28 protein-coding genes and 4 tRNA genes are annotated in these 25,027 nt (G+C 57.8%); 13 read left to right on the forward strand and 19 right to left on the reverse strand.

Features of this window, described 5'->3' with window-relative positions:
- Positions 1 to 636 carry an ATP-dependent Clp endopeptidase proteolytic subunit ClpP gene (clpP, locus tag ACZZ0G_RS01185; protein WP_007951559.1) on the reverse strand — a complete coding sequence of 212 codons (636 nt, stop codon included), beginning with the start codon at positions 634 to 636 and terminating at the stop codon, positions 1 to 3.
- A gap of 93 nt (positions 637 to 729) precedes the next feature.
- Complete coding sequence (gene tig / locus ACZZ0G_RS01190) at positions 730 to 2,040, reverse strand: trigger factor (RefSeq protein WP_038362792.1); 1,311 nt, start codon at positions 2,038 to 2,040, stop codon at positions 730 to 732.
- A 144-nt stretch (positions 2,041 to 2,184) separates the two neighbouring features.
- Here tig and ACZZ0G_RS01195 point away from each other — a divergent pair, with 144 nt between their 5' ends.
- On the forward strand, positions 2,185 to 2,397 hold the full coding sequence (locus ACZZ0G_RS01195; protein WP_463555012.1) for a hypothetical protein: 213 nt from the start codon (positions 2,185 to 2,187) through the stop codon (positions 2,395 to 2,397).
- Between the two features lie 45 nt (positions 2,398 to 2,442).
- On the opposite strand, the gene ACZZ0G_RS01200 is transcribed toward ACZZ0G_RS01195, so the two are convergent.
- The 4 genes from ACZZ0G_RS01200 to ACZZ0G_RS01215 form a co-directional block, all read right to left on the reverse strand.
- Positions 2,443 to 2,518: transfer RNA gene (locus tag ACZZ0G_RS01200), tRNA-His, on the reverse strand.
- A gap of 77 nt (positions 2,519 to 2,595) precedes the next feature.
- A tRNA-Leu gene (locus ACZZ0G_RS01205) sits at positions 2,596 to 2,680 on the reverse strand.
- Positions 2,681 to 2,738: 58 nt separating this feature from the next.
- Positions 2,739 to 2,814: transfer RNA gene (locus ACZZ0G_RS01210), tRNA-His, on the reverse strand.
- A 32-nt stretch (positions 2,815 to 2,846) separates the two neighbouring features.
- A tRNA-Arg gene (locus ACZZ0G_RS01215) sits at positions 2,847 to 2,923 on the reverse strand.
- Between the two features lie 275 nt (positions 2,924 to 3,198).
- On the opposite strand from ACZZ0G_RS01215, the gene folD reads away from it, so the two are divergent.
- Together folD and pbpG are read left to right on the forward strand one after the other, a co-directional pair.
- Positions 3,199 to 4,053: a bifunctional methylenetetrahydrofolate dehydrogenase/methenyltetrahydrofolate cyclohydrolase FolD gene (folD, locus tag ACZZ0G_RS01220; RefSeq protein ID WP_463555013.1), complete on the forward strand. Its 855-nt coding sequence runs from the start codon at positions 3,199 to 3,201 to the stop codon at positions 4,051 to 4,053.
- Positions 4,054 to 4,284: 231 nt separating this feature from the next.
- Positions 4,285 to 5,223, forward strand: a complete 939-nt coding sequence (gene pbpG, locus ACZZ0G_RS01225; RefSeq protein WP_463555014.1) for a D-alanyl-D-alanine endopeptidase — start codon at positions 4,285 to 4,287, stop codon at positions 5,221 to 5,223.
- 53 nt (positions 5,224 to 5,276) lie between these two features.
- On the opposite strand, the gene ACZZ0G_RS01230 is transcribed toward pbpG, so the two are convergent.
- The 3 genes from ACZZ0G_RS01230 to ACZZ0G_RS01240 form a co-directional block, all read right to left on the reverse strand.
- Positions 5,277 to 5,483 (reverse strand): hypothetical protein, encoded by a 207-nt coding sequence (locus ACZZ0G_RS01230; RefSeq protein ID WP_463555015.1) that lies wholly within the window; start codon positions 5,481 to 5,483, stop codon positions 5,277 to 5,279.
- 12 nt (positions 5,484 to 5,495) lie between these two features.
- Entirely contained in the window at positions 5,496 to 5,702 is a 207-nt protein-coding gene (locus tag ACZZ0G_RS01235) for a DUF6021 family protein (protein ID WP_034154676.1), read from the reverse strand.
- A gap of 89 nt (positions 5,703 to 5,791) precedes the next feature.
- Positions 5,792 to 6,463: a peptidase C39 family protein gene (locus tag ACZZ0G_RS01240; RefSeq protein WP_463555016.1), complete on the reverse strand. Its 672-nt coding sequence runs from the start codon at positions 6,461 to 6,463 to the stop codon at positions 5,792 to 5,794.
- Between the two features lie 200 nt (positions 6,464 to 6,663).
- Between ACZZ0G_RS01240 and ACZZ0G_RS01245 the strand changes: the two genes are divergently transcribed.
- The gene (locus ACZZ0G_RS01245) at positions 6,664 to 6,867 is read left to right on the forward strand and encodes a hypothetical protein (RefSeq protein WP_463555017.1); all 204 of its coding nucleotides are present in this window, start codon (positions 6,664 to 6,666) and stop codon (positions 6,865 to 6,867) included.
- 254 nt (positions 6,868 to 7,121) lie between these two features.
- Here the strand turns inward: ACZZ0G_RS01245 and ACZZ0G_RS01250 are convergent, their stop codons facing one another.
- Together ACZZ0G_RS01250 and ACZZ0G_RS01255 are read right to left on the reverse strand one after the other, a co-directional pair.
- Positions 7,122 to 7,871 (reverse strand): TerC family protein, encoded by a 750-nt coding sequence (locus tag ACZZ0G_RS01250; protein WP_277758498.1) that lies wholly within the window; start codon positions 7,869 to 7,871, stop codon positions 7,122 to 7,124.
- A 29-nt stretch (positions 7,872 to 7,900) separates the two neighbouring features.
- Positions 7,901 to 8,143, reverse strand: coding sequence for a hypothetical protein (locus ACZZ0G_RS01255; protein WP_463555018.1), 243 nt, complete (start codon positions 8,141 to 8,143; stop codon positions 7,901 to 7,903).
- Positions 8,144 to 8,276: 133 nt separating this feature from the next.
- Between ACZZ0G_RS01255 and nhaR the strand changes: the two genes are divergently transcribed.
- A complete protein-coding gene (gene nhaR, locus ACZZ0G_RS01260; RefSeq protein ID WP_463555019.1) occupies positions 8,277 to 9,176 on the forward strand; it encodes a transcriptional activator NhaR in 900 nt (299 codons plus the stop codon).
- Here nhaR and ACZZ0G_RS01265 read toward each other — a convergent pair.
- Positions 9,171 to 10,334: an MFS transporter gene (locus ACZZ0G_RS01265; protein ID WP_463395588.1), complete on the reverse strand. Its 1,164-nt coding sequence runs from the start codon at positions 10,332 to 10,334 to the stop codon at positions 9,171 to 9,173. The genes nhaR and ACZZ0G_RS01265 overlap by 6 nt on opposite strands.
- A gap of 337 nt (positions 10,335 to 10,671) precedes the next feature.
- On the opposite strand from ACZZ0G_RS01265, the gene sstT reads away from it, so the two are divergent.
- Positions 10,672 to 11,904 carry a serine/threonine transporter SstT gene (gene sstT / locus ACZZ0G_RS01270; protein ID WP_463555020.1) on the forward strand — a complete coding sequence of 411 codons (1,233 nt, stop codon included), beginning with the start codon at positions 10,672 to 10,674 and terminating at the stop codon, positions 11,902 to 11,904.
- A 242-nt stretch (positions 11,905 to 12,146) separates the two neighbouring features.
- Here the strand turns inward: sstT and ACZZ0G_RS01275 are convergent, their stop codons facing one another.
- Positions 12,147 to 12,656: a DUF1993 domain-containing protein gene (locus ACZZ0G_RS01275; protein WP_034154670.1), complete on the reverse strand. Its 510-nt coding sequence runs from the start codon at positions 12,654 to 12,656 to the stop codon at positions 12,147 to 12,149.
- 123 nt (positions 12,657 to 12,779) lie between these two features.
- Between ACZZ0G_RS01275 and ACZZ0G_RS01280 the strand changes: the two genes are divergently transcribed.
- Complete coding sequence (locus ACZZ0G_RS01280) at positions 12,780 to 13,427, forward strand: YceH family protein (RefSeq protein ID WP_463555021.1); 648 nt, start codon at positions 12,780 to 12,782, stop codon at positions 13,425 to 13,427.
- 135 nt (positions 13,428 to 13,562) lie between these two features.
- Here ACZZ0G_RS01280 and ACZZ0G_RS01285 read toward each other — a convergent pair whose 3' ends face one another.
- Both ACZZ0G_RS01285 and ACZZ0G_RS01290 read right to left on the reverse strand, forming a co-directional pair.
- Positions 13,563 to 14,081, reverse strand: a complete 519-nt coding sequence (locus tag ACZZ0G_RS01285) for a cupin domain-containing protein (protein WP_463555022.1) — start codon at positions 14,079 to 14,081, stop codon at positions 13,563 to 13,565.
- A 217-nt stretch (positions 14,082 to 14,298) separates the two neighbouring features.
- The gene (locus ACZZ0G_RS01290; RefSeq protein ID WP_463555023.1) at positions 14,299 to 15,117 is read right to left on the reverse strand and encodes a shikimate 5-dehydrogenase; all 819 of its coding nucleotides are present in this window, start codon (positions 15,115 to 15,117) and stop codon (positions 14,299 to 14,301) included.
- 256 nt (positions 15,118 to 15,373) lie between these two features.
- Between ACZZ0G_RS01290 and ACZZ0G_RS01295 the strand changes: the two genes are divergently transcribed.
- The 3 genes from ACZZ0G_RS01295 to ACZZ0G_RS01305 all read left to right on the forward strand — a co-directional run bounded on the left by ACZZ0G_RS01295 (position 15,374) and on the right by ACZZ0G_RS01305 (position 16,443).
- Complete coding sequence (locus tag ACZZ0G_RS01295; RefSeq protein ID WP_463555024.1) at positions 15,374 to 15,673, forward strand: hypothetical protein; 300 nt, start codon at positions 15,374 to 15,376, stop codon at positions 15,671 to 15,673.
- Positions 15,674 to 15,963: 290 nt separating this feature from the next.
- A complete protein-coding gene (locus ACZZ0G_RS01300; protein WP_016984641.1) occupies positions 15,964 to 16,158 on the forward strand; it encodes a hypothetical protein in 195 nt (64 codons plus the stop codon).
- A gap of 102 nt (positions 16,159 to 16,260) precedes the next feature.
- A complete protein-coding gene (locus tag ACZZ0G_RS01305; protein WP_463555025.1) occupies positions 16,261 to 16,443 on the forward strand; it encodes a hypothetical protein in 183 nt (60 codons plus the stop codon).
- Here the strand turns inward: ACZZ0G_RS01305 and ACZZ0G_RS01310 are convergent.
- Positions 16,440 to 17,501, reverse strand: a complete 1,062-nt coding sequence (locus ACZZ0G_RS01310) for an AI-2E family transporter (protein WP_463555026.1) — start codon at positions 17,499 to 17,501, stop codon at positions 16,440 to 16,442. The genes ACZZ0G_RS01305 and ACZZ0G_RS01310 overlap by 4 nt on opposite strands.
- A gap of 200 nt (positions 17,502 to 17,701) precedes the next feature.
- Between ACZZ0G_RS01310 and trhP the strand changes: the two genes are divergently transcribed.
- Positions 17,702 to 19,033: a prephenate-dependent tRNA uridine(34) hydroxylase TrhP gene (gene trhP / locus ACZZ0G_RS01315; RefSeq protein ID WP_463555027.1), complete on the forward strand. Its 1,332-nt coding sequence runs from the start codon at positions 17,702 to 17,704 to the stop codon at positions 19,031 to 19,033.
- Between the two features lie 65 nt (positions 19,034 to 19,098).
- Here the strand turns inward: trhP and ACZZ0G_RS01320 are convergent, their stop codons facing one another.
- The 3 genes from ACZZ0G_RS01320 to ACZZ0G_RS01330 form a co-directional block, all read right to left on the reverse strand.
- Positions 19,099 to 20,244, reverse strand: a complete 1,146-nt coding sequence (locus tag ACZZ0G_RS01320) for an integrase core domain-containing protein (protein ID WP_463555028.1) — start codon at positions 20,242 to 20,244, stop codon at positions 19,099 to 19,101.
- A 576-nt stretch (positions 20,245 to 20,820) separates the two neighbouring features.
- Positions 20,821 to 21,051, reverse strand: a complete 231-nt coding sequence (locus ACZZ0G_RS01325) for a hypothetical protein (protein ID WP_463555029.1) — start codon at positions 21,049 to 21,051, stop codon at positions 20,821 to 20,823.
- 92 nt (positions 21,052 to 21,143) lie between these two features.
- Complete coding sequence (locus ACZZ0G_RS01330) at positions 21,144 to 21,857, reverse strand: FadR/GntR family transcriptional regulator (protein ID WP_463555030.1); 714 nt, start codon at positions 21,855 to 21,857, stop codon at positions 21,144 to 21,146.
- Between the two features lie 346 nt (positions 21,858 to 22,203).
- Between ACZZ0G_RS01330 and ACZZ0G_RS01335 the strand changes: the two genes are divergently transcribed.
- On the forward strand, positions 22,204 to 23,550 hold the full coding sequence (locus ACZZ0G_RS01335; RefSeq protein WP_463555031.1) for an MFS transporter: 1,347 nt from the start codon (positions 22,204 to 22,206) through the stop codon (positions 23,548 to 23,550).
- 40 nt (positions 23,551 to 23,590) lie between these two features.
- Positions 23,591 to 24,934 carry a glucarate dehydratase gene (gene gudD / locus ACZZ0G_RS01340; protein ID WP_016984649.1) on the forward strand — a complete coding sequence of 448 codons (1,344 nt, stop codon included), beginning with the start codon at positions 23,591 to 23,593 and terminating at the stop codon, positions 24,932 to 24,934.
- Positions 24,935 to 25,027 lie beyond the last annotated feature (93 nt).

Here is a 25,027-nt window from a genome sequence, read left to right on the forward strand (position 1 = left end):
TTAAGCTGGGCGCTGGTTGATCACTTCGTCGATCAGGCCGTATTCCTTCGCAGCTTCTGCACTCATGAAGTTGTCGCGGTTGGTGTCGCGCTCGATTTCTTCCAGAGTACGTCCGCTGTGCTTGGCCATCAGCGTGTTCAGACGCTCGCGAATGAAGAGGATTTCCTTGGCGTGGATTTCGATGTCCGACGCCTGGCCCTGGAAACCGCCCAGTGGCTGGTGAATCATCACGCGCGAGTTGGGCAGGCAGAAACGCTTGCCCGGAGCACCTGCGGTCAGCAGGAACGCACCCATGCTGCAGGCCTGGCCGATGCAGGTGGTCGACACGTTCGGCTTGATGAACTGCATGGTGTCGTAGATCGACATGCCTGCAGTCACCGAACCGCCCGGGGAGTTGATGTAGAGATGGATGTCCTTGTCCGGGTTTTCCGCTTCAAGGAACAGCAGTTGCGCGCAGATCAGGTTGGCCATGTAGTCCTCTACCGGACCAACCAGAAAGATCACTCGCTCCTTGAGCAGGCGCGAATAGATGTCATAGGCGCGTTCGCCACGAGCAGATTGCTCGACAACCATCGGGACCAGGCCGCCGGCGGCCTGGATATCAGAGTTCTGCTGAATATAAGAATTACGGAACATGCTCTGCAGTCGCTCCCAAATAGTTATGTCTTGAATACGCATAAGCCAGCTCGAGAGCTGGCTTATGGTGTGTACTTCTTAACGCTAAATCAATCAGTCGGCTGCTGGAGCTTCTACCGGCTTGACTGCTTCTTCGTAAGAGACCGCTTTGTCGGTCACACTAGCTTTCTGCAGAACAGTATCCACAACTTGTTCTTCCAGCACAACCGAACGCACTTCGTTCAGTTGCTGCTCGTTCTTGTAGTACCACGACACAACCTGCTCAGGCTCCTGGTAAGCGGAAGCCATTTCCTGAATCATTTCGCGAACGCGAGCTTCATCAGGCTTCAGGTCGAATTGCTTGACCACTTCAGCAACGATCAGACCCAGCACAACGCGGCGCTTGGCTTGCTCTTCGAACAGCTCGGCCGGCAGTTGATCAGGCTTGATGTTGCCGCCGAACTGCTGAACAGCCTGCACGCGCAGACGGTCAACTTCGTTGGACAGCAGCGCCTTTGGCACTTCGATCGGGTTGGTGGCCAGCAGACCATCCATAACCTGATTCTTGACCTTGGATTTGATCGCCTGACGCAGTTCACGCTCCATGTTCTTGCGAACTTCGGTGCGGAAACCGTCGATGCCGCTTTCCTTGATGCCGAATTGAGCGAAGAACTCTTCGTTCAACTCAGGCAGCTTAGGCTCGGAAACAGTGTTGACGGTCACGGTGAACTCGGCGGTTTTGCCAGCCAGGTCCAGGTTCTGATAGTCCTCTGGGAAGGTCAGGTTCAGAACGCGTTCTTCGCCGGCTTTAGCGCCAACCAGGCCTTCTTCGAAGCCCGGGATCATGCGGCCGGAACCCAGCACCAGCTGAGTACCCTTGGCGGAACCGCCAGCGAATACTTCGCCGTCAACCTTGCCAACGAAATCGATGTTCAGTTGGTCTTCGTTCTGGGCAGCGCGATCGGCCACTTCAAAACGAGTGTTCTGCTTGCGCAGGATGTCGAGCATTTTGTCCAGGTCAGCGTCAGCCACGTCAGCGCTCAGGCGCTCAACGGTGATGCCGTCGAAACCGGCAACGGTGAACTCAGGGAACACTTCGAATACAGCAACGTATTCCAGATCCTTGCCAGCTTCGAGCGACTTAGGCTCGATCGATGGCGAACCCGCCGGGTTCAGCTTTTGCTCAACCACTGCTTCGTAGAAGGAGGACTGGATAACATCACCAACAGCTTCCTGACGAGCATCAGCACCGAAACGGCGCTTGATTTCGCTCATTGGCACTTTGCCTGGACGGAAGCCAGCAATCTTGGCCTTTTGGGCAGTCTGCTGCAGACGCTTGTTGACCTGAGTCTCGATGCGCTCAGCCGGCACGGTGACGCTCATGCGGCGCTCGAGAGCAGTAGTATTTTCAACAGAAACTTGCATGGATATTCCTCGTTGCACAGACGTTAGCCGGCCGTTTCCGACCCCAGAATCAAGGGCATGCATTCTAGTGGGTCAAACTCAAGAAGTCACCCTACTGAAAACGGGTAAAAAAACAGCAGGCATTTTATAGGGATCGATGCACGGATGCAGCGTATCCCCCAGGCGAATACAACCAATCACGCCAAGGCTCTGCGCCAACCGCTTCTATATATAGAAGAGATTGCCAATCGCTCCCTGACGGCCGTTCTTGCAAGCAAGCCCGGCGAGCAACGCAGCATCATCGAGCAACATAAATACGACGAAGCGCCCTGCCCTTGCGCTCTGAAACCGACAATCGCCGACTTTCAAAAGCGCTAAAACAAAAAAGGCGCCAGACTGTTAAATCTGGCGCCTTTCGAAATATGGGGTGGACGATGGGGATCGAACCCACGACAACGGGAGTCACAATCCCGTGCTCTACCAACTGAGCTACGCCCACCATATTGCGTAACAAAAAAGCCAAACAACTTCTTTGTTGAAACCTCACCAGCCCGAAGACATGAATGAAGCTTTAATTGGTGCGGATGAAGAGACTCGAACTCTTACGCCTCGCGGCGCTGGAACCTAAATCCAGTGTGTCTACCAATTCCACCACATCCGCGGATGAAGCTTTTTAAAGCAAAGGCGCCAGACTGTTACATCTGGCGCCTTTCGAAATATGGGGTGGACGATGGGGATCGAACCCACGACAACGGGAGTCACAATCCCGTGCTCTACCAACTGAGCTACGCCCACCATATCGCGTTACTTGTGCCAAAGCTGCCTAATGGCGCACCCGGCAGGACTCGAACCTGCGACCATCCGCTTAGAAGGCGGATGCTCTATCCAGCTGAGCTACGGGCGCCTTATTAATCTGTACTCTTAAAGGACTACAAACTAAGTGCTTTCCAGTGTCGCAGAACCTTGATTCCGCTTCACCTTCTTAACCAGTGCTAGGCTGTGCCCGACAAGTGCGACGAATAGTATAGAGCGCTCCGAAGGTCGTCAAATCCTTTTTGAAAAAAATTCATTTAATTAAAGGAGTTAGAGGAATTTGCTGACCAAGCGCCTTTGCCCTCACCGCTCGACATGCGAGAATGCGTTCTCATTTTTTCCCCTCTCGATGGTTAATCACGCGCAATGACTGCACAACTAATCGACGGCAAATCGATCGCCGCCAGCCTGCGCCAGCAGATCGCCAAACGAGTTGCCGAGCGTCGCCAGCAAGGCCTGCGCACTCCCGGCCTCGCGGTGATCCTGGTCGGCAGCGATCCTGCCTCTCAGGTTTATGTCTCGCACAAGCGTAAAGACTGTGAAGAGGTTGGCTTCCTCTCTCAAGCCTACGACCTGCCCTCCGACACCACGCAAGACGCGTTGACCGATCTGATCGATCGCCTCAACGACGACCCTGCAATCGACGGCATCCTGCTTCAGTTGCCGCTGCCCGAGCACCTGGACGCTTCCAAACTGCTGGAGCGTATCCGCCCGGACAAAGACGTCGATGGTTTCCATCCTTATAACGTCGGTCGTCTGGCCCAGCGCATTCCGCTGCTGCGCCCATGCACGCCTAAAGGCATCATGACCTTGCTGGAAAGCACCGGCGCTGATCTTTATGGTATGGACGCAGTGGTCGTCGGCGCTTCCAACATCGTCGGTCGCCCGATGGCGATGGAATTGTTGCTGGCTGGTTGCACCGTGACCGTAACCCACCGCTTCACCAAGGATCTGGCCGGCCACGTCGGCCGTGCCGATCTGGTGGTCGTGGCCGCCGGCAAGCCGGGCCTGGTCAAAGGCGAGTGGATCAAGGAAGGCGCGATCGTGATCGACGTCGGCATCAACCGTCAGGACGACGGCAAACTGGTCGGTGACGTTGTCTACGAAACCGCCCTGCCCCGCGCCGGCTGGATCACGCCGGTGCCGGGTGGCGTAGGCCCGATGACTCGCGCCTGCCTGCTGGAAAATACCCTCTATGCGGCAGAAACCCTGCACGCCTGATCGGTACTTTCAGCGACAAGAAAAAACCCGCCTTGTGCGGGTTTTTTCATGCCTGAGAAAAAACTGTAACCGTTCGCCGGAAACCCCTCTTTTTACAGGCCTTTTCACGAGATTTTCAGGTCACTCAAACAACCATCGACAGATCTTCAGCCATACTCCTAGAATGCGACGCTTTGAAGAAATAACCCGTTACAAACTAACGGAATATCCAACTTTTATGAGTTCGCCCGCGTGAAAATTCGTCTTTCGATTCTGAGCCTGTTTTTTGCAGTTTCAGGCACTTTCATCACGCCAACGATCAACGCTGCGGAAACCACCGCTGCCCCACGCGACGCTTCGACTCTGAAGATCGCCTCCGGTAGCGCTCTGCTCATGGATATGCAGACCAATAAAGTCATCTACTCCAGCAACCCTGACGTGATCGTGCCGATCGCTTCTGTCAGCAAGTTGATGACCGGACTGGTAGTGGTTGAAGCCCGGCAAAACATGGACGAATGGATCAATGTCGATATCAGCAACACACCGGAAATGAGGGGTGTGTTTTCCCGAGTCAAACTCAAGAGTGAACTGCCGCGCCGCGAGATGCTGCTGATCGCCTTGATGTCTTCGGAGAACCGCGCAGCCGCCAGCCTCGCCCACCACTATCCGGGTGGCTACGCAGCCTTTATCGCAGCCATGAACGCCAAGGCCAAGGCACTGGGCATGACCAGCACGCACTTCGTCGAGCCGACAGGCCTGTCAGAGCGTAACGTTTCCACCGCCCGCGACCTGAGCAAGCTGCTGGTGGCCGCGCACAAGTACCCGCTCCTCAGCGAACTCACCACGACCAAGGAAAAAACCGTGTCGTTCCGCAAACCCAATTACACCTTGGGTTTCCGTAACACCGATCACTTGGTCAATAAAGCCGACTGGGACATCAAGATCACCAAAACCGGCTTCACCAACCCCGCCGGGCATTGCCTGGTTCTAGTGACCAGAATGGGCAACCGTCCGGTCGCTTTGGTGATTCTCGACGCGTTTGGCAAGTACACCCATTTTGCCGATGCCAGCCGCATCCGCAGCTGGGTGGAAACCGGCCGAAGCGCCAACGTTCCCGCGGTGGCTCAACAATACAAGGCCGAGAAGAACCTCAAGGCGCGACAGAGCGGCGTGGTTGAAGCGTCCAAGTAACCTGTCGCACAAGAAAAAGCCCCGAATCTTCGGGGCTTTTTTTCACCTGTAAATCAATCATTGGGCAGCGGCATCTTGTCGTCATCGGGAATGCCATCGCCTGCACTCGGGTCCCGCGAAGGTTCGGGGGTCAGCACATTGGGCCGAGCCATCGGGTCGCGCATCGGGCTGTCCGGGTCCAGCACCGGATCAATGTCCGGCTCTGGCGTCGTGGGTACGCTGTCAGGTTTTTGGTCGTCGAAGCTTGAATCGGTACTCATATGCACCTCGCATCAAGGTTTCAGATTGGCTAACGGGTCATAAGGTTTGGCGGGCTTCTTGGCATCCTCGCCGGGCTCGACGTCGAGAGGCGCCTTGGCGGGGCCGACAGGATCGACCTGCGGATCATCAAGATCTGGCGAGTCCGGATCGAACCCCAAATCATCTCCCGAGGAATGCTCGGAAGAATGTGGGCCTTTCGCTGCTGGGGAATCTTTCATATCGCCTCCTGATTCACCCGCAAAACACGGGATGTATAAGTAGGAGACTTGCCGGGCGCAGTCGTGCCCGGCAGATGACGAACGGGACGTCAGTGCGCCGCCAGAGCCTTGCGCGCTTGCGCCGCTTCGTTTTCCTGACCGGCCTGAGCCAACTCGTCGGCGGCCCTTAGCCAACGCTGACGGTCAACGGCTGCCGGGATCTGCGACGGTTTCTGAATCAGCACGGCCCAGCCACCGGATTTCTCCAGTGCCGACTCAAAGGAACTGAAACTCATCAGTTCGCGACGGTTCATTCCGGCACGCAGCAAAACCTTCTGTTTGTTGCGGTCATAGCCAGACAGGATCGCGTAACGCGGCTCGGCCCAGAATGCCGAACCTTCGCTGAAACGCACCATCACCGGATAGCCTGCCGCCACTTGGGTCAACAGCGCGGGCAGGTTGCTGTCCAGCGGATAAACCACCATGCCGTACTCACGGGCCAGGTTCTGCAGGTTCTGCTGCAATTTGTCTTCGGCACCCGGCAGATGCAGGGGTTTTTCCAGCAGGCCCGGGGTGATCACGATGCCCTGCTGCGACAACAGGCTGGCCAACACTTGCGGCCCGCTCTGATTGGCTTCCCCGCGATAGAACGTGCCGCTGAGTTCGACTCGCTCCGGCAGACGTTTGACCTCAGGCGCGACACTGCCTGCACACCCGGCCAATATCGCCGCGCAACCGGCCATCAGCAGCGCCGCACGAATTCGAGAAAATACCTGCACCATCATCACTCTCTGTTCAGACGCCGGTCATCGTGTTCCGGCAACGCTGCGATCATAGGGCCGCGCCAGGCTGCGGTATAGCCTTAAGCGGCAGACAGATCGGTTGCATAGAGCAAACTGATTGGTCGCAATCGACCTTTGGTCAATAGTCTGAAACACCCCATTGTCTAGACTGTCACTGAAACAGAGCGAATTGAAAAAGTATGTGCCCGATGCAGGGCAAAGAGGAGGCACTGATGAGCCTGACCATGACCATTGTGATGTTGATTGCCGGCTGGCTGGCCGTGGCCGCCGCCATGTTGTGGGGGGTGCTGCGGATTTCGCGGCGCCATCATCACCATCCGGTTCAGTCTGCTGCACTCGAAAAAACGCCTAAACAAAGTCCTCGTCACGCCACTGCGCACTGAGGCTTAACGTCAAAAGCGAAAAGCCCCTCACCCTAGCCCTCTCCCGGAGGGAGAGGGGACTGACCGAGTGGCATGTTCGAATTACGTCGACCTGCAATGCCGAGCCGAACTCAAGTTTGAAAGCCACGCAGATCGGCTCCCTCTCCCTCGGGAGAGGGCTGGGGTGAGGGGCTGGTCTTACCGGGTATGGAAAACCTGAAATGAAAAAAGGCCACCTGAACTCAGTTCAAGCGGCCTTTTTGGCTTACTGGCGGTTACGCCTGCTCAGCCAGCTTCTTCTGCTTCGCCCGACGCGACATCATGTTCAGCACTTCAATCGCTGCCGAGAACGCCATCGCCGCATACACATAACCTTTCGGTACATGGGCGCCGAAGCCTTCAGCGATCAAGGTCATACCGATCATGATCAGGAAGCCCAGGGCCAGCATCACCACGGTCGGGTTGTCGTTGATGAACTTGGCCAGCGGTTCAGCGGCAAACAGCATCACCAGCACCGACACCACCACCGCGATGATCATGATCGGCAAGTGTTCAGTCATGCCGACGGCAGTAATGATGCTGTCAATCGAGAACACCATGTCGAGCATCAGGATCTGGCCGATAGCGGCAGCGAAACCCAGAGTAACCGTCGAGGTCGCCGACTTCGGATCTTCCGGCGCCGGATCCATGCTGTGATGGATCTCGGTCGTGGCTTTCCACACCAGGAACAGACCACCGGCGATCAGGATCATGTCCTTCCACGAGAAAGCCTGACCGAGAATCTCGATCACCGGCGCAGTCAGCTGCACGATGAAGGCGATGGTACTCAACAGCGCCAGACGCAAGATCAGCGCCATGCCGATACCGATGCGGCGTGCCTTCTGCTGGTATTGCTTAGGCAGTTTGTTGGTCAGGATCGAAATAAAGATCAGGTTATCGATGCCGAGCACGATTTCCATCACCACCAATGTGGCCAAAGCAACCCAGGCGGTGGGGCTAGCGGCGAGCTGTAACAGATATTCCATGGGTCAGTCCTGACTCTGCGTAAGACGAATTAGATGGTCTTGGAGGAAGATTCGGATTTTTCCGCGTCTTTTTCCGGTGTTTCCTTCTTCTGGATCAACCCGCCGGTGGCATCGCTGAGCGCTTGCTCGGCAGCTTTGTGCGTGTCGTCGATCGCTTGCTTGGCGCTCTCGGCAGCCTTGCCCATCAATTGCTGGGCGCTTTTCTCGGCCTGATCGCAACCGGTCAGAAGCAGTAAAGACGTAAACATCAATGCTGGGATTGTGTATTTCATAAGGTTTCCTTCGAATGAACTGACAGGCTCACAGACCGGCCGTCGATGGCTGGGCATTCTAGGGAGATGAACACTTCAGGAAAATTCGTATTTTTAGCGGCTATACTTCGGCTTTTACGAACTGTAGACCATCATGCTCAATTATCGACAACTGCATTACTTCTGGGTCGTAGCCAAGACCGGCAGCATCGTGCGCGCCTGCGAGCAACTGAATCTGACGCCACAAACCATCAGCGGGCAGATTTCTTTGCTCGAACAAACTTACGGCATCGAGTTGTTCAGACGGGTCGGCCGGCAACTGGAATTGACCGAAGCCGGGCGGCAGGCCCTGCCCTACGCCGAGCAAATGTTTCAATTGGGCGGCGAACTGGAACTGATGCTGCGCGCGCAACCCAATGAACAGCAGATCCTGTTCCGCGTAGGAGTCGCCGACGTGGTGCCAAAATCCATCGTCTATCGCCTGATCGCCCCGACAATGGAGCTGAACGAACCCCTGCGCATCACCTGCCGCGAAGACAAGCTCGAACGCTTGCTCGCCGATCTGGCCATCCAGCGCCTGGACCTGGTGATTTCCGACAGCCCGATGCCCTCGCACCTCGATATCAAGGGCTACAGCCAAAAGCTCGGTGAGTGCGGGATCAGTTTTTTTGGCACTCCTGAACTGGCGGCAAAATACGGTCAGGATTTCCCGCGCAGCCTGCACGGTGCACCACTGTTGATTCCCGGGCCGGAAACCGTGGTGCGCAGCCGCTTGCAGCGCTGGTTTGCCGAACAGCAGATCCAGCCGCAAATCGTCGGCGAGTTTGATGACAGTGCGTTGATGCAGGCGTTTGGCCAATCCGGTAGCGGGATTTTTATCGGCCCGAGCGTGATTGCCGATGAAGTGAAGCGCCAGTACGGCGTCGAGCTGATTGGCCAGACCGACGCGGTGACCGAATCGTTCTATGCCATTTCGGTGGAGCGCAAGGTCAAGCACCCCGGCATCGTTGCGATTACCGAAGGTGCCCGACGCGAGCTGTTTACCGCTTTATGAGGCCTCGGCGCAGATTTCGCGCGGTTTGAGCGTCATCAGCACCATGGCGAGGAATACCGACAGCAAGATGAATCCGGCAGCGGCAAAGCCGAGGAAACCCAGACCTGCGCTGTCGATGACCCGGCCACCGACGATAGCGCCCAGACCGATCCCCAGATTGGCCCCGGCGATGTTCAGCGAAGCAGCAAAGGCCGGCGCTTCCGGCGCGGCTTTCATCAGACGCACATGGCTGACCAGGAACAACGCGGCCTGGGTAATGCCCCAGATACCCATCGCCACCGCCAGCCCCATTGGCGAATGAATGTTCGGCACCAGCGACACCATGCCGGCGATCATGAACGCGCAGAACAACACCGACGCCCCCAGCGGATGCCGGTCCACCGCACGACCGCCCAGCGAGTTGCCGATCAGCCCGACCGCACCGAAGGCCATCAGGCACCAACCGACGACAGTGCCGTTGAACCCGGCGAGGCGTTCAAGAATGTCGGCGAGATAGGTGTAAGCGGTAAACATGCCACTAAACACCAGAATCGACAGGAAGATATGGCCGATCATCAACGGGCTGCGCAGGATCTTGAACTGCGAGCGGAAGCTGACCTGATGCTGGTGCAGGCTGGTTTTCGGCAAGTAGACAAACAGCAACAAAGCCTTGGCAAACGCGATCACCGCGAGAATGCCAAAGGCGCTGCGCCAGCCGAACGCATCGGAAATCAGCGTGCCGACCGGAATGCCGAACACCGTGGCACAGACAATGCCGAAACCGATCTTGGCGATCGCACGACCGGCGAAATCCGGGCCGACGATGTCCACGGCAGTCTCACTGGCCAAGGCCCAAAACACTGGCAGACCGAGCGCCGGGATCAACCGGGCAATCGCCATCACCCAGATGTTTGGCGCCAGCGCCGCCACGGTATTGGCCAGGCCAAACATGATCAGGATGCTGATAAACAGTTTGCGCCGCTCGAAGCGGGCGAAATATGCGGTCAAGAAAGGCCCGAACATGGCCACGGTAAAAGCGAATAGAGTCACCAGCAACCCGGCCTGCGGGATGGTGACTTCAAGGTCTCGGGCAATCGCCGGCAACAGGCCGACGATGACGAATTCCGTGGTCAGCACCGTGAATCCGGCGGCGGACAACAGAAGAATGGGCAACAGCATGCGCAACTCCAGCAAAACGACGACACCAGCGTTGACCAAGAGGCCCGCTGGCGGAATTTGAAAATAAGGATGCGCAATCTTAACAGAGTGTGTCCGGACTGACTTGCACAAACCTGTCTATCTGGTTGACTGATCCGGTGGCAGATCGTCACAGGCCTGAAGGATAAGGCCTACGCTGTGATAAAGTCCGCGCCCTGAAAAACGTACACCCTAATCAGCGGCCGGTTTAATGGCGTTGATGTCGCATCAACACTTTCGGTGCGTGGCGGTGGTCTGCCCCCGTTTCACCGGTACTGCCACGCAACCTTGCACCCTATAAAAAATCAGAGATGCCGTTATGACCGCTTCATCCCCTTCTCTATTGCAACGCTTGAAAAAACTCAGCCTGGTTACGCAGATCGTGATCGGCCTGATCGCCGGTATCGCCCTGGCAATGCTGGCCCCGGAAGCCGCGAAGTCCACGGCCTTCATCGGCAAGGTATTCGTTTCGGCGTTGAAAGCCGTCGCGCCGATTCTGGTGTTTGTGCTGGTGATGGCGTCGATCGCCAACCACAAGCACGGCCAGGAAACCCATATCCGCCCGATCCTGTTCCTTTATCTGCTGGGCACCTTCAGCGCCGCCGTCGTGGCCGTGGTTGCCAGCATGGCGTTTCCGTCGCACCTGGTGCTGTCCACCGAAAACGTTGCGGTCACGGCGCCGGGCGGTATCGGCGAAGTGCTGCAAAGCCTGCTCCTCAGCGTGGTGGACAACCCGGTCAGCGCACTGATGAACGCCAATTTCATCGGCATTCTGGCCTGGGCGATCGGCATGGGCATCGCGATTCGCCATGCCGGCGACACCACCCGCGAAGTGCTGGGAGATCTGTCCAACGGCGTGACGGTGATCGTGCGCGTGGTGATTCGCTTCGCACCGCTGGGTATTTTCGGTCTGGTCGCTTCGACGCTGGCCACCTCCGGTTTCGGCGCGCTGATCGGTTACGCGCACCTGCTGGCCGTGCTGCTCGGCTGCATGTTGTTCGTGGCGCTGGTGATGAACCCGCTGATCGTGTTCTGGAAGCTGCGTCGCAACCCGTACCCGCTGACCCTCAAATGCCTGCGTGAAAGCGGTATCACCGCGTTCTTCACCCGCAGCTCGGCGGCGAACATTCCGGTCAACCTGGAATTGAGCAAACGTCTGGGCCTGCATGAAGACACCTATTCGGTGTCGATCCCGCTGGGCGCGACCATCAACATGGCCGGCGCGGCGATCACCATCACCGTTTTGACCCTGGCTGCCGTGCACACACTGGGTATTGCCGTGGACATTCCGACCGCGATTCTGCTCAGCGTTGTCGCTGCGATTTGCGCGTGTGGCGCTTCGGGTGTGGCTGGCGGTTCGTTGCTGCTGATTCCACTGGCGTGCAGCCTGTTCGGGATTCCGAGCGAGATTGCCATGCAGGTCGTGGCGGTCGGTTTCATTATTGGCGTGCTGCAGGACTCGGCGGAGACGGCGCTGAACTCCTCCACCGACGTGCTGTTCACCGCAGCGGCGTGTCTGGGCGAAGAGGCGAAAGCCCAGCGTACTGCGTAATATTCGCGGCAATGAAAAGCCCGCCATGGTGTGAACCTTGGCGGGCTTTTTTGTGGCTGAGATCTTTTCCCCCTCACCCCATCCCTCTCCCCCAAAGGGGGACGAGGGGGAAAGGGGGCAGACCGAGTGCTGTTCAAAACCTGAGTTCGACTTGATGTTTCAGGTCGGCGTATCTCGAACCAACAACGCGGTCAGTCCCCTCTCCCTCTGGGAGAGGGCTAGGATGAGGGGCTTTTAAAAACTCAGAACGCGCCCATGTAATCACGCTTGCCCACTTCAACGCCGTTATGACGCAACAGCGCATAAGTGGTGGTGACGTGGAAGAAGAACTGCGGCAGACCGTAAGTCAGCAGATAAGCCTGACCGCTGAAGCGCTTTTCTTTCGGCGTGCCCGGACGGGTGACGATTTCGATGCCTTCCTTGCCATCGATCTGCTCAGGCTTGATCTCGCCGATGTAGGCCAGAACCTTGGCGATCAGGGCTTGCAGTTCGGCGAAGGTGGTTTCTGTGTCGTCGTACTTCGGCACTTCGACTTCAGCCAGACGCGAAGAAACGCCTTTGGCGAAGTCAACGGCGATCTGCACCTGGCGAGTCAGCGGGAACATGTCCGGGTACAGACGGGCCTGCAGGAACGCGTTCGGGTCGATATTTTTCTCGGTGGCGTGGGCTTCAGCCTTTTTCAGTACATCGCTCAGCGCGTTGAGCATTTGTTGAAAAACCGGGACGGATGCGGCGTACAGGGAAATGGTCATGGCAGTCTCGTAGTGGCTGGGTGGAACAAGGAGGCGATTATAGCCATGCTTGATGACCACACGGCTTGCCTTTTGTTTGGCAAGGATTAGGCTAGGCGCCTTCGACTGCAGAGGGAACGCGCGATGACCACAGACACTGAATCCACCTTCGACGAGCCACGGCTCAATGCCACGGAAATCCGCATTCTGGGCGCGTTGATCGAGAAACAGGCGACCAGCCCGGAAACCTATCCGCTGACCCTCAATGCGCTGGTGCTGGCCTGCAATCAGAAAACCAGCCGCGAACCAGTGATGAACCTGACCCAAGGTCAGGTTGGGCAGAGTTTGCGTGCACTGGAAGGTCGCGGTTTCGCCAAACTGGTGATGGGCAGTCGCGCCGATCGCTGGGAGCACAAGGTCGACAAGGCGCTGGAGTTGGTCCCGGCGCAAGTGATTCTGAGCGGTTTGATGTTTCTGCGCGGCCCGCAAACCGTCAATGAACTGCTGACCCGCAGTGGGCGCATGCATGAATTTGAAGACACCGAGCAGGTGGTGCATCAGCTTGAACGCTTGATTGCGCGGGGGCTGGCGGTGTTGATTCCGCGCCAGGCCGGGCAGCGCGAAGATCGTTATACCCATGCGCTGGGTGATCCGGCGGATAGCGAGGCGATCATGGCCGCGCGGCAGAGTCCGCAGGATCGCAGTACAAGCAGTGGCGTTTCGGTTGAGCGCATCGAAGAGCTCGAAGCACGAATCGCCGCGCTGGAAGAACGCCTGGCCCGCCTCGAATAGCCACCACAAATACATTGTGGGAGCGAGCTTGCTCGCGAATGCGGTGTGTCATTCAACGATGATGTAACTGACACGGCCTATTCGCGAGCAAGCTCGCTCCCACAGGGGTTATTCATCAGGTTTCAAAATCTGGTGTTACTCGCCATCCCAGTAATCCACACCATCCGTCTGCCGTGCCACCGCCACAAAACCTGAGGCATTGCCCTCAGCATCCACCTGAAAATTATCCATCACCGCATATTTGTTCGAATCCGGGTATTCGCAGATTTCCGGTTGCTGCTGGGTACTCACCGCCAGATAACGCAGTTCGGCCTGACTGGTATTGATGATCTGATGCGCCTTCTCCGGCCCGCCCGGCGGGCACGCGATCACGTCGCCCGCGCGAATCGGGAAACGCTCGGCGCCAAGACGCACCTCACCCTCCCCGACCACCACGTAAAACATTTCTTCGTTGACCCGATGGCTGTGAAACGGACTGCCGCGCATGCCCGGCGGCAAGGCGTACAGACGATAACCGAGTTTCTGCGAACCCAATTGCTGGCCGATACGCGCCATGCGCTGCTGATAGCGCCCGGCGGTTTCGCCTTCCGGGGCCAAGGCTTCGGGCAGGGGTTCGAGTTCGACCTGATGCAGATTGAGAATGGGCGGGTGCATGGGGGGCCTCGGTCACGGTTTTTGTGGGGGGCAAGTCTGGGCTTGCTGGGGAGGCAGTATAGGCATTGATGCCCGGCGTGAAACCGTGGCGCATCCTTCGCGAGCAGGCTCGCTCCCACGGGGATCTACAGCGAACACACAATCTGTGTATGACAAAAATTCAATTGTGGGAGCGAGCCTGCTCGCGAAGAGGCCCGCCCAGCCACCACAACACTCATCAGCTCCGGGCAAACGCCACCGCCGCCGCAAACTGCTCTTCAGTCGGGCGCACGCCGGTGTACAGCACAAACTGCTCCAGCGCCTGAATCGCAATCACCTCAAGCCCGGTAATCACCTTTTTACCCTCGGCGCGGCCACGCACGATCAACGGCGTCTCCGACGGAATCGCCACCACATCAAACAGCGTATCCGCCGCTTTGATCACTTCTGACTCAAACGCCAGTTGCCCCGCCTCTGGCCCGCCATCCATGCCCACGGGCGTGACATTGATCAGCATCTGCGGCCGCTCCTCGCCCAGATCCGCCTGCCAGCGATAACCCAGCGAATCCGCCAATGCACGCCCGGCGCGCTCGTTGCGGGCGACAATCAAACCGTTTTTGTAACCACCATCACGCAAGGCACTGGCCACCGCTTTGGCCATGCCGCCGCTGCCACGCAGGGCGAAGGTCGAATCCTTGGGCACCGCGTGGGTTTTCAGCAACTGTTCTATGGCAATGTAATCGGTGTTGTAAGCCTTAAGATGGCCGTCGGTATTGACGATGGTGTTGATGGACTGGATCGCCGCCGCCGACGCATCCAGCTCATCGACCAGCGCAATGCACGCTTCCTTGAACGGCATCGACACGCCACAGCCGCGAATGCCCAAGGCGCGAATGCCGCCGACCGCTCCCGTCAAATCCTGGCTGCTGAACGCCTTGTAATAGAAGTTCAGGCCCAACTGCTCATACAAATGGTTATGAAAACGCAGACCGAAATTGCCTGGACGCCCCGACAGGGACATGCACAGTTGGGTGTCTTTGTTCGGGTTCATCTGCATGAAACTTCTCCTTCAAACGCACTTTCGGATAGACGGGATTAGCCAGTCCATCGGGTTCTGAACGATCATAGAGGCCTGTTCTAAACGTGTTATGTGGCCCTTGTCCGGCCCGGTAAAGAAGCCGGTACAGACCTTACACAAAATTTACCCAGCGGCTGTGCTGATTTTCAGAATTTCGCTGTCTTAGAAGTATCCCCGCGACAACTGTGGGCCTGGTGCAGGCCCTGCCGCCGGGTCGAAGAACCGAGGAATTATCATGATTCGTAAACTCCCCATTCTGGCCTTGCTGATTGGCGCACTTGCTGTAACAGGTCAGGCAGAAGCCGGTGGTGGCCACGGCTGGCAAGGCCCTGCGGTGTTTGGCGCGATCGTCGGCTCGGCCATCATCGGCTCGGCACTGATCAACCAGGATCGGCCGGTGTATGTGCAACAGCAGCCGGTTTATGTTCAGCCGCAACCGGTCTACGTGCAGCAGCCGCCACCACCGGTCTACTACCAGCCGGCGCCGGTGTATGTGCAACAACCGGTGTACATCCAACAGGCCCCCGTCTACTAAGGCCCGCCTCGCGGTTATTACGGCCGGCCACATGGCTACTACGGCGGTCCACGCTGGTAATCGCAACAAAAAGCCCCGCTTTGATAGCGGGGCTTTTTTATGACCGTTGGTCGGCCAGCGTCTGAAAAAATCTCGCCAAGGTCGCTGTGGGGACAGTTTCACCGGCTAAAGTCGGCATGATTGATCGAGCGTTATGTACATTTGCATAAAACGGTCATTTATTTGTCATGACGGAGCCGCAATCTGAATCCGTCCGTAAACAACAGGTTGATAACAACAAGGACGACTGTATGCCTACACAAAACCCGCACCGCATCGTCGGCCTGTGCACCTCCAGCAAGGTGTACAGCGCGCTGACCGAACTCAAGCACCTGGAAGGCCATCGTTGCGCGAAATTCCTTTCGCTGCTCGCGGAAAACCTGGTGCACAAAGGTTTGCTCAACGAGCGCGAAGTCATGCACATGCTCGATCAAGTGGTCGATTGAGCCAGCCCTCAACGGCGTCAATGACCACTATCGAAAGCGTTGATTGTCCGTAGAAGCGGCGAATCACTAAGGTAGCTCCATTGTTAGATGGAGGTACTCGTCATGGCTCAGATTCAAATCATGTCCGTTATCGGCAGCGCCGTTCCCGCCTCGCTCAGGGCCTCGGGTCTGCTCGCCTGCTGGTATCTGATGCGCGACGGCGAAGCGATCAGCGGCCCGCTCACTTCGCTGCCCGCTGCGCAGGCACTGTCGCAAAAGATCGTCAGCGAGCCGTTTCACGCTTAAGGCAGTTGCACGCGGGGCTTGGTCTCGGCGAACAACGCCCAGCTCGACATGAACAACGCCCCGATCAGCGGCCCGATCACAAAGCCGTTGAGGCCGAACACTGCCAGTCCGCCAAGGGTCGAGATCAGAATCATGTAATCGGGCATTTTGGTGTCCTTGCCCACCAGAATCGGTCGCAGCACGTTGTCCACCAGGCCAATCACAAAGACCCCGAACAAGCCCAGCACCACGCCCTGCCAGATCATCCCGCTGAGCAGGAAATACGCCGCCACCGGCGCCCAGACAATCCCCGCGCCGACCGCTGGCAGCAACGACAGAAACGCCATCAACACCGCCCACAGCAACGCGCTGGGGATGTCGAGAAACCAGAAAATAGCCCCACCCAATGCGCCTTGGGTAATCGCCACCAGGACGTTGCCCTTGACCGTCGCCCGCACCACTCGGTTGAACTTCAACTGCAGGCGGCGCTTGTGATTCTCTTCCAATGGCACAGCGGTACGCACCTTGCGCGCCAGCTCGGCACCGTCACGCAGAAAGAAAAACAGCAGATACAGCATGATGAAGAAACTCACCACGAACTCGAACGTACCCTGACCAAAACTGAACGCTTGAGTGGCCAGGACCTGACTGCCCTGCATCGCCGATTTGACGATTTTCTCGCGCAGGCCATTGAGTTCGCCCATGCCGAAACGGTCGAGCAAGTGCTGAAAGTACGGCGGCAAGCTGTGCTTGAACTGCGCCAGATACGCGGCAATGTCCAGCTCACCACTTTCGATATTCTTGTAAACCGTCGCCCCCTCCTGCACGAGCAACACGCTGACGATGATCACCGGCAAAATCGCGATGACCAGACAGATGCTCAATGTGCACAGCGAGGTCAGGTTGCGTTGCCAGCCGAATTTCGCCTGCAACTTGCGTTGCATCGGTGCAAACAGGATGCCGAGGATCACCGCCCAGAACACCGCACCGTAGAACGGCAACAGGATCCAGATGAAGGCCACCGTGACCAGCACCAGCAGCACGGTCAGGGATTTGAATTGAAGACTCTTTTCGTTCATGTCCGGTCCATGTCAGTCAGGCGTCATGCACGCCCCGCTCCTTAGTCAGCCGTAGCGTGCACGAGTGCCATCTTTATTCATGGAGCATAGTTGCGGATCGGCGCGAACCGGTTATCGATCGGCAACTGGGCATAGATCCAGATCAATAAACCCCGTCCGGATCTGCATTACCCTGCCGCGCTTTTGCGACCGACACCGCCATGACCTCGATCCTCGCCGCCCCCGAACTGCTCGCTCCCGCCGGCACCCTGAAAAACATGCGCTATGCCTTCGCCTACGGTGCCGATGCGGTTTATGCCGGCCAGCCGCGTTACAGCTTGCGGGTGCGCAACAACGAATTCGATCACGCCAACCTGGCGCTGGGCATTCGTGAAGCCCAGGCGCAGGGCAAGCGCTTCTATGTGGTCGTCAACATCGCCCCGCACAACGCCAAACTGAAAACCTTCCTAAAGGATCTGGCACCCGTCATCGAGATGGCACCGGATGCGCTGATCATGTCTGACCCGGGGCTGATCATGCTGGTGCGTCGGCATTTTCCGCAGATGCCGATTCACCTGTCGGTGCAGGCCAATACGGTGAACTGGGCGAGTGTCGAGTTCTGGCAGCAGATGGGGTTGAGCCGGATCATCCTGTCGCGGGAATTGTCGCTGGAAGAAATCGGCGAGATCCGCGAACAGGTGCCGGGCATGGAGCTGGAAGTGTTCGTTCATGGCGCGTTGTGCATGGCCTATTCCGGGCGCTGCCTGCTTTCGGGTTACATGAACAAACGCGATGCCAATCAGGGCAGCTGCACCAACGCCTGTCGCTGGAAATACTCGGCGCAGCAAGCCACGGAAAACCAGCTCGGCGAGATCGTCCAGACCTTTCAGCCCGAGCTGACATTGGGCTTGGGTGCGCCGACAGATCAAGTGTTCCTGCTGCAGGAAGCCAATCGTCCTGATGAATTGATGCCGGCGTTCGAGGACGAGCACGGCACTTACATCATGAACGCCAAGGATCTGCGCGCGGTGCAGCACGTCGAGCGTCTGGCGCTCATGGGCGTGCATTCATTGAAGATCGAGGGCCGCACCAAATCGCACTTCTACTGCGCGCGCACCACCCAGGTTTATCGCCGGGCGATTGATGACGCGGTGGCCGGGCGCGAGTTTGATCGCAGCTTGATGACGGACCTGGAGTCACTGGCCCAGCGCGGCTACACCGAGGGTTTTCTGCGTCGGCATGTGCATGACGAGTATCAGAATTATCAGCACGGCAGCTCGGTTTCGGAGCGTCAGCAGTTTGTTGGCGAGTTGACCGGTGAACGGCGTGAGGGGCTGGCCGAGGTCAAGGTGAAGAACCGATTTGCCCTCGGTGATCATCTGGAGTTGATGACGCCCACGGGTAATTTTCATTTTGATTTGCCTGCATTGCAGAGTGTCAAGGGTGAGGCGATCGACGTCGCGCCGGGGGATGGGCATACGGTGTATGTGCCGATTCCGGAGGGGGTGGATTTGCGGTTTGGGTTGCTGATGCGGGATTTGCGTGATGCCTGAGAAGCCCCTCACTGTAGAGACCGGTACATCCTTTACAAATTAGACCGGGGACATCGTTTACACCTTTAAAGGCTTGAAACGCGTTTGGCGCCGTTTTCAAGCCTGCCTAAACAGTGGGTGCAAAGGTACAGTTCCCAAGCGTCATCAGCCACTTCCTTCAGCGCGATGTCCTCTCCAATCAGAGCCTCTCCTAGAAAAATCAGCTGTCCTTTCCATTTAATTTCCCCATTTGACCGAACCTTGCGTACTTCAACATCGGAACCGTATTCAAACGCAGGCAAGTAACCGGGGTAAGCGCGTATCGACGGGCTATAGACAGATGCCGGCGGTTTCATGCCCAGCGCGGTGTGCGGTCGGTGGTGGTTGAAGTCTTGGATGAATTCCTGAAAAGCCAACTGCTGGCGCACCAAGTTTTCCGCCGGTGGCACTGCTGCCTTTAGCGTTCTATGCATCCGTTCATGTCGCCCATTTTGGTCGGGACGGCCAGGCGTAATCGTTTCGACATGGATTCCAAGCCTGATGAACCAAACCGATAACTTCGAAAGTCGCGCCAGACCTGTCGACGCAAAAGGAGCGCCATTGTCAGTGCGGATCACATCCGGCAGCCCATATTCTCGAAAAGCCCACTCGAAGCCTTCCCGCGTCGGCGCTCCGTGCGTACTGGGCAAGGCGCGACAGACGAATAAAAAGCGGCTCATCTGATCGGTAATGGTCAACGGGTAGCACCAATTACCGTCCTGCATTTTGAACTGCCCTTTGTAATCAGCACACCAAGTCTGGTTGGGCGCGTCGACCGGACGCAAATGTGTTGGAGCACGGGGACGCGGGGGATAGGGCCGTCGCGCCACCACCAAACCAGCTTTCTTCAACCACTCCCCGGCGGTGCTCGCGGCCGGCCATTGGATATGCGGATCGGAATCGCGCAGGCGACCAATGATCTGCTTGGGTCCCCGATCGGGATGTTCGTTTTTCTTGGCCAGCAGCGTGGCAATAATTTCGTCGGGCGTTTGATGAGGACAGTTCAACGGCTTGCGCGATTGCTCTTTCAAGCCATCTACGCCCAACGCTGCGTATCGTTCCAGCCACTTGTCGATGGTTGGACGGCTGACACCATAGCGCCGGCTTAATTGGCTCTTGGTGTAGCTGCCGCCAAGCCAGTCACTGACTAACTTCACTCGTTGATCCATTGGGGACTCTTGATTCCAGGGCATGGTCAGCACCTCCTGACCATGATTAATACCTGTAAACCATGTCCCCGGTCTCAAACGTAAAGGATGTACCCGGTCTTTACCCACCCTAGCCCTCTCCCAGAGGGAGAGGGGACCGATTGGGGGATATTGGAGAAATCCGCCGACCTGGAAATTCGTCGGTGAATCCATAATCGACTCTTCTGATCAAGAAAATTGGACCTGGCTGAATCCATAATCGACTCGGTCGTTCAGCTTGGCTGAATCCATAATCGACTCGGTTGTTCAGGTCGATATATAGCGCAAGACACCTCGGTCGGCCCCCTCTCCCTCCGGGAGAGGGCTGGGGTGAGGGAAGCTTTTTTACGAAACAAACTCCTCCCGCAACATCGCCACAATCGCCTCCTGCCCGGGTGCACCCCGGCGTTTTGAATCTGGAGTGGCGGGTTGAGTGGTTCGAACAGCAGAGGTCTGACCCTGGATTTTTTTTGAGGCTGATGCCGCCTTCGCGAGCAGGCTCGCTCTCACATTGGAACGCGCTTCCCTGTGGGAGCGAGCCTGCTCGCGAAGAGGCCGGCAAATCCAGCACAACACCAGAATTCAGCGCCGATCATCCGACAACGGCGTCGGCTCATCCGCCGGCGGTACATCGTCATCTGCCGGCGGATCCTGCCAGTCCTCCGGCCGGTCAGCATCGCTCAACGGATCACGCCCCGTTGGCATCCCCATCGGAGAATCATGATCAGTCAGAGTTGGCTCATCGGTGCCGGGCACCGGCCGGGTTGGATCGGTTGGCAGCACACCACCCTGAAACAGCAAATCATTAGCCATGACACACCTCACCAAGGAGGTCCGGAATACCCGGGCCGTACAACTTGGAATCAGGCCCGTGGGCGGCGTGCTATCGAACAGACCGACGGCACTCAGCCCTGCGCGGAAAAGCGGTCACGGCTGTTGGTCAGATGCAACCACATGGCTGCGCGCGCGGCATCCGCATCCTGACGCTTGATCGCATTCAGAATCGCCTCATGCTCCAGATGGGCCAGTTGCCCGAGCTTGCTCAAATCCGCCGCGCCACGTTCAGCAGCATTGAGCCGGTTACGCGGAATCATCGCGCTGCCCAAGTGCTGCATGATCTCGCTGAAACAGACGTTGCCGGTGGCTTCGGCAATCAGCAGATGAAAGCGTCGATCGGCCTCGACGCAACTGTCGTTGTTGTCCAGCAGCCGTTGATAATCGTCCAGCGCCTGACGCATCTGCAGCAATTGCTGCTCGCTGCGCCGTTGCGCTGCCAGTGCCGCTGCCTGGGTTTCCAGGCCCAGGCGCAATTCAAGAATGCTGCGCACGCCGAGCGCCGTGTCGACATTCAGGCGCAAGCCCTGCTCCGGTGCTCGCTCTATGACAAACGTGCCGATGCCGTGATGCGTCTCCACCAGCCCGGAGGCCTGCAATTTGGAAATTGCCTCACGCACCACCGTGCGGCTGACGCCGTGCTCCTGAACGATGGAGTTCTCCGACGGCAGCTTGTCGCCGGGTGACAACTGGCCAAGCAGGATGCTCTGGGTGAGCTTCTCCACCAGATCATGAGCGAGGTTGTGCGCACGTTTGCGAGCGGGGGCGTCGAGGTCTTCTTGCATGGTCGGTTCCGGTGATCAGGGCTTGCGGATCGTAGCATCGCGCGCTGGGCTTACGAGGTTGATTTTAGCGACTCAGCTTGTATGACAACATTCAAACTATCGAAATAATTTCACACCTCCTCGACGAACTGATCCTGACAGCCTCGAGAAAATATCGGCCAGTAAAGAATCTAAAAACCCAACAAACATTAGGTAAACCTGTAAAAAAGCATAAAAAACCGTCGATCCAGAGAAAATTAATCGGTCCTCCCCACTTGTAGGACAAAAAAATCAAGTTGTATGATGTCTATCAACAACGCAGCACCTGCCCTACCCCGCATAAAAATAATCAGTGGGAGAAAACCAAGTGAAAACCTCCGTCTCCGGGATGAACGAGGGCGTCGATTCGACACTCGCGTCGGCCATCTCGAAAGTGAAACGCCACGTCCTGCCGCTTTTCGTGATCATGTTCATCGTCAATTACATTGACCGGGTGAACATCGGTTTCGTCCGCACCCACATGGAACATGACCTGGGCATTGGTGCCGCCGCTTACGGCTTCGGCGCCGGGCTGTTCTTCATCGGTTATGCGCTGTTCGAAGTCCCGTCGAACATGCTTCTGCAGAAAGTCGGCGCACGCATCTGGCTGACCCGCATCATGCTCACCTGGGGCCTGGTCGCCGCCGGCATGGCCTTCATCCAGAACGAAACCCACTTTTACATCCTGCGCTTTTTGCTCGGTGTGGCCGAGGCCGGATTCTTTCCCGGGGTGATCTACTACTTCACCCGTTGGCTGCCCGGCGCCGAACGCGGCAAGGCGATTGCGATCTTCCTCAGCGGCTCCGCCGTAGCCTCGCTGATCTCCGGTCCACTGTCCGGCCTGCTCCTGCAGATCAACGGGCTGGGCATGCACGGCTGGCAGTGGATGTACTTCATTGAAGGGATGTTTTCCGTGTGCCTGTGCGTGTTCGTCTGGTTCTGGCTCGACGCCAAACCCCACGACGCGAAATGGCTGAGCCGCGCCGAACAGGATGCACTGGTCAACGCCATTGACGCTGAACAGAAGGCCCGCGAAGCCGCGACGCCGATCCGGCCATCCATGGGCAAACTGCTCAAGGACCGCCAGATCATTCTGTTCTGCCTGATCTACTTCTTCATTCAACTGACCATCTACGCCGCGACTTTCTGGCTGCCGAGCATCATCAAGAAAATGGGCGAGATGAGCGACTTCCAGGTCGGCCTGTTCAACTCGATTCCGTGGTTGCTGTCGATCATCGGCATGTACGCCTTCGCCTCGTTCTCGGCCAAGTGGAAACACCAGCAGGCGTGGGTCGCCACTGCATTGTTGATCGCCGCTGCGGGGATGTTCATGTCCACCACCGGCGGACCTATCTTCGCTTTCGTTGCAATCTGCTTTGCCGCACTGGGGTTCAAATCAGCATCGTCGTTGTTCTGGCCGATCCCGCAGGCCTATCTGGATGCACGCATCGCGGCAGCGGTGATCGCGTTGATCAACTCGGTGGGCAACCTCGGCGGCTTCGTCGCGCCGACCACGTTCGGCCTGCTCGAAGAACACACCGGCTCGATTCAGGGCGGCCTCTATGGCCTGGCCGCGACCTCGATCATTGCCGCGATCATCGTCTTCTTCGCGCGCACCGCACCGAAACCTGCTGCTGACACTGCCGTGGCCGATGCCGCGCCAAAGCACGCCTGACGTCCATTTTCAAAGATTGCGAATAAGAAGGATAAAAACCATGACTGCACACGACACCGCCAAAGCCCCGATCATCACCGACATGCAAGTCATCCCGGTGGCCGGCCACGACGGCATGCTGCTCAATCTGAGCGGCGCCCACGGGCCGTTTTTCACCCGCAATATCGTCATCCTCAAGGACAACGCCGGCCACACCGGCGTCGGTGAAGTGCCCGGTGGCGAGCGCATTCGCCAAACCCTGGAAGACGCGCGCAGCCTGGTGATCGGCAGCCCGATCGGCACTTATCAGAAGATCCTCAATCAAGTGCGCCAGACTTTCGCCGACCGCGATGCCGGCGGCCGTGGCCTGCAGACGTTCGACCTGCGCATCACCATCCACGCGGTCACCGGCCTCGAAGCCGCGCTGCTCGACTTGCTCGGTCAGCATCTCGACGTACCGGTGGCGGCGCTGCTTGGCGAAGGTCAGCAACGCGACGAAGTTAAGATGCTTGGTTATCTGTTCTACGTCGGTGACCAGCGCGAAACCGACCTCGCCTATCGCAGCGAACCGGACGCCGACAACGACTGGTTTCGCGTGCGACACGAGAAGGCCATGACGGCCGAAGCCGTGGTGCGCCTCGCCGAAGCGGCTCATGCGAAATACGGTTTCAAGGACTTCAAACTCAAGGGCGGCGTGCTCAGCGGTGATGCCGAAATCGAAGCGGTGACAGCGCTGGCCGAACGCTTTCCTGATGCGCGGATTACCCTCGATCCGAACGGCGCGTGGTCACTGAAAGAGGCCATCCGTTTGTGCCGCGATCAGCATCAGGTGCTCGCCTACGCCGAAGACCCGTGCGGCGCGGAAAACGGTTATTCCGGCCGCGAAGTCATGGCTGAGTTTCGCCGTGCCACTGGACTGAAAACCGCCACCAACATGATCGCCACTGACTGGCGTGAAATGGGTCATGCGATCCAGTTGCAGTCGGTGGACATTCCACTGGCCGACCCGCATTTCTGGACCATGCAGGGTTCGGTGCGCGTGGCGCAGATGTGCCATGAATGGGGCCTGACCTGGGGCTCGCATTCCAACAACCACTTCGACATCTCGCTGGCGATGTTCACCCATGTCGCTGCGGCCGCACCGGGCGAGATCACCGCGATCGACACCCACTGGATCTGGCAGGACGGCCAGCGCCTGACCAAAGCGCCGCTGCAAATTGTCGACGGTCTGGTGCAGGTGCCGAAGAAACCGGGGCTGGGTGTCGAACTGGACATGGATCAAGTGGCCAAGGCTCATGAGCTGTATAAAGGCATGGGCCTCGGCGCGCGGGATGACAGCGTGGCGATGCAGTTTCTGATTCCGGGGTGGAAGTTCGATAACAAGCGGCCGTGTCTGGTGCGCTGAACCTGATATCCAGTCCACCACTGCCCCCCTGTGGGAGCGAGCTTGCTCGCGAATGCGGTGTGTCATAAACAGTAATGTTGACTGACCAGCCCC

The organism is Pseudomonas sp. AC169 (assembly GCF_979258515.1).